Source organism: Hymenobacter algoricola (genome assembly GCF_039539525.1).
Classification (GTDB): Bacteria; Bacteroidota; Bacteroidia; order Cytophagales; family Hymenobacteraceae; genus Hymenobacter; species Hymenobacter algoricola.
In genome coordinates this window covers 1-3786 of the sequence record NZ_BAABDH010000073.1, presented here as the reverse complement: position 1 = coordinate 3786, position 3786 = coordinate 1, and the positions used below count along the sequence as shown (strand labels likewise).

General features: G+C 61.1%; 2 protein-coding genes. Both read right to left on the bottom strand.

The features are described 5' to 3' along the window. Positions 1–3069: beta strand repeat-containing protein (locus ABD842_RS13945; protein ID WP_345115038.1), on the bottom strand; the 3069-nt coding region annotated here is incomplete at its 3' end. Between the two features lie 333 nt (positions 3070–3402). Continuing rightward, a partial coding sequence (locus ABD842_RS13940) for a T9SS type A sorting domain-containing protein (RefSeq protein WP_345115035.1) occupies positions 3403–3786 on the bottom strand: 384 nt, incomplete at its 5' end.

The window sequence follows — 3786 nt, the reverse complement described above, 5'->3', positions numbered from 1 at the left end:
GCCGTTGCCGTTGTTGTTGCCCGTGTTGTTCTGGGTGAAGCGGTTGCCGCTGGTGCCGCTCATGGCCATGATCCCGTCGCCGGAGTTGCCGGTGATGGTGTTGGCCTGCACCAAGTTGTCGTTGCCTTCCTGAATGCTCAGGCCATTATCATTTGCGGTGGCCGTACCGGCCCCATTGCCCGTGATGGTGTTGCCCGTGATGGTGTTGCCATCGTTGGTGCCAGTCGTAGAAACCTGCAGGTTGATGCCGTAGCCGCTGTTGCTGCTGATGCTGTTGCTGCTGATAGTGTTGGCCGAAGCATCGGACAGGATGATGCCGGCTCCATCATAGGCCACGGTAGTGCCCGTAGCGGCTACGGAGCGGGCCGCACGCAGCACGCTGTTGCTAACGGTAATCCCGGTAGCGCCGCCCTGGAGCAGCACGGTGGCTACCGTGTTGTTCTGGCCGGTCACATCCGTAACCACTCCGCCCGTAGTGCCGGCACCGGTGAAGGTAATGGCGGCCCCATCGGAGAGGACGGCTCCGGTCGTGTTCAGGCTCCGGCTGGTTGCCTCAGTGCCGGCACCCGATACGTTGATCGAAGCAATGCGGGCCCCGGAACCCGTGACGAGCAGCCCCCCGCGGTTCGCGCCGCTGAAGCTGAAGGCAACTTCTGCACCCGTGTTGTTGGGAGTAGGGGCAGCGCCTTCCCCCGTCAGGTTCGACTGCAGCTTGCCGTCGATGGCCGTGTTGTTGTCCTGAATCGTGGGCTGCGTAGCGGACGTGAACGTGAAGATTTTGGTAGTCGCACTGTAGCCCAACGGGGCGGTCATGCCGTTGCGCAACCCAGCCGGGGCCCCGGCTACGCGGCCATCATTGAGCATGAAGATGGCGTATTCCGTACCCTCCGTCAGCGTCACGCTGGCCACGGTGCTGACCTGCACCAGGTTGTCGTTGAGCAGGGCATTGCTGTTGGTAATAAATTGCCGCAGCGAGCCCTGGCCCGAGTTGTTGGTATTGACTACCAGATCGAAGTTAAACCCGAAGTCGACTCCCAGAGCGGCTGGCGTGGTGGCAGCAGCCAGGGGAGTAGTTACAGTCGTAATCGTTTCGGCAACCTTGCCCGGGTTGGCGGTTTGCAAGGCTGTCAGAGTCTGGCCACCGGCGCCGGTGACCGTGCCGGCGTTGGCGGGCAGGTCAGTTTTATCCGGCTCCGCTCCGCCTACTTCGTTGGTCGCGCCGTTTTTAAAAGTCTGGACCGCCAGCAGCCCGGTCGTAGTACCGGGCCGGTTGCTGACGATGGTTTGGTTTACCACCCGGACCTGATAGGAAGTACTGGCGGCCAGGGCCGTCGTGCCATTGGTGGTGGTAAACACATAGTTGCCCGCGGCATCCGTAGTAGTAAAGGTCAGGAAGCTGCCCGTGAGGCTGTACAGCTCTACCCGGACCCCTTCCGAGCCAGTGCCTTTGCTGGCGGCCTGAGTGCGCCCGGCCCCGCCACCGTAGTTGATGTCTTCAAAGACAGTTCCGGAGATGGAGGTGGAGAAGAAGATCGGGCTGGGCGTTGGCGTATCGTCGTTGGCAACCAGCGGCAGCGTCGGACCATCGGTCGAGCGGTCCGCGGCCTGCAGCAGGTCGGGAGCGGAAATAAAGCCGGTGGAGGTATTCTGAGCGTAGCCGGTCAGGTTGCTGCTGGTCGAGAAGGTACTCGAAGCGTAGGCCTCGTTGGTTACCCGCGCCGGAACGTTGGCCGTGGCCGCGTACGTCACGCGGACGGTGAAAGTGATAATAGCAACCTGCCCGGCCGTCAGCGACTTGTCGCCGGTGAGCAGGGCGGCTGTTCTGGCCGGCACCGGCCCGCCTATTCCCGTAAAGGTCGGGTTGGCGGCAAGCTGGAATACCGGGTTTACGTTGCCCGGGTCGGCCGTAACGGAAGGAGCAACCTGGATGGCTACGTTGGTCGGCACTTTTCCCGTGGTAGTGGAGAAAGTGGTGTTGGCCCGTACGCCCCCGGAAACGCCGCTCCACAGGAAGTCGTTGACCTGCACGTTGTCGTCCGTAGCGGTGCTGGTGTTCTTCACGCGCAGGGTAAAGGCAATGTCGAACTCGCGGTTGGCCAGGCCTGCCGTCGTGGTCGTGCGCGTAATGCTGTTGACCTCTTTTACGATGTCGATGCGCTGGCTGGGGTTGATGCAGCTGGCCCCGTCGCTGTTGGTCACGGGCTCCAACGAGCTCAGCGTGGTAGTAGCCCCGGTCGTGGTGTTGATCTGCAGGAAAGCACCGGAGTTGGCAGTGGCGGTCGTACCGTTGGAGTAGCCGTAGAGGTTGCCCGCAACGTCGAAGAAGGCGGAGCCTACGGAAACGGAGCCCGTCCCCGTGGAAATGGTCGTAACCAACGCTTTCGAAGCGGCCTGGTTGATGACGAGCTTGGTGAGCGTACCGGGCAGGTCGACTCCGTAGAGGTTGCCGTCGGCGGGGTTGAAGGCAATATCGGCAAACAGGCCGTTGGCCGGGGCCGTGTCGGCGGCGTTGCGCAGGGTGTACTGATCGTGCTGGGTCAGAGCAGTAGTCAGGTTGTTCAGGTTAAGGCGAAACAGCACGTTCTGGTAGGTTGTGCTGGCCTGGTTGCGGGTCAATACAAACATGTAGCCGTTCTTGTCGACCGTACCGCAGCTATACTGCGCCGAAGGCAGATTGGTCGCGCCCAGGTCTTTGATGCCGCCCTTGCCGATCTTGTACAAGTGGATCTGAGCCGGCGGCGTACCGTTGTCAGCCGGATAGTCCAGCGCGTACATGTAGCCGTCGCTCGAGTTGTAGGACAGCGCATTTACAACGCGCAACAGGGAGCCGCTGGTGCCGAAGCCGCTACCGGACCCGTCGCCCACAACGGGCCCGGTAGTATAGGTAGTGGTCGTGCGGTTGACCGTGTACAGGCGGGATACCGCAGTGCCGGCTGAGCCGAACTGGCGGACTTGGTAGAAGGTGCCGTCGCAGGAGAAGGCTCCCCCCTCCGATTGTGCCCGCGCTTGAATGGGCTCCAACAGCAGACAGCACAAAATGACGGATGCCAGGCGTAAGATTGATTTCATGGAAAGGGTATGAGAAGAGCGAAGAAGGGGCAAAGACAAGACTCTACAGTATGGGCAGAGTATCATATTTATCTCAAAACTACTCAGTATAAATGGATTATACAGTATATTTTATTCTTCTTCTACACGGGATAGTTGGATGCGGTCGGTCAAAGCCTTGCCGGCCGCGGCCCTTTTCGCAGCCGGCACTTCCTCTAAAAGGCGCGGAAACAGCGGCTGAGCAAGCTAAAATAAAGAGGCCGAAGGTGCACAAGCCGGCCGCTGCTTGGGTTCGAACGCAAAAAAGCCTCTTCGACAGAAGAGGCTTTTTTCAGGGAGTCCTGGTCAGCAGAATTACTTTCTTTCCAGGCGCTTCAGGATGCTGACACCCTGCCCGCGGACTACCAGCAGGTAGAGGCCCGTTGACAGGTTTTGGGTGCTGAGCTTATAGCTGGCGCCCCCGGCGTAGGTAGCCGAGCTGAGCGTGCGGCCCGCCGCATCCACTACCGTGACCTGGTAGTCACCAGCGGCCAGCGTCGTCAGGTCCAGCGTCGTCTGGTCGGTAGCCGGGTTGGGGTACAGCTCGACGCGGGCAGTGCTTTCGCCGAAGCTGATGGCGCGCACGGGGCTGTCGGCCGTGGTGCCGTCGGTGTCGACCTGCTGCAGGCGGTAGTAAACCGTGCCGGCGTGGCGGCTGCCGATGCCGGCGTCGGTGAAGCTATAGTTGTGAGCCTGGGT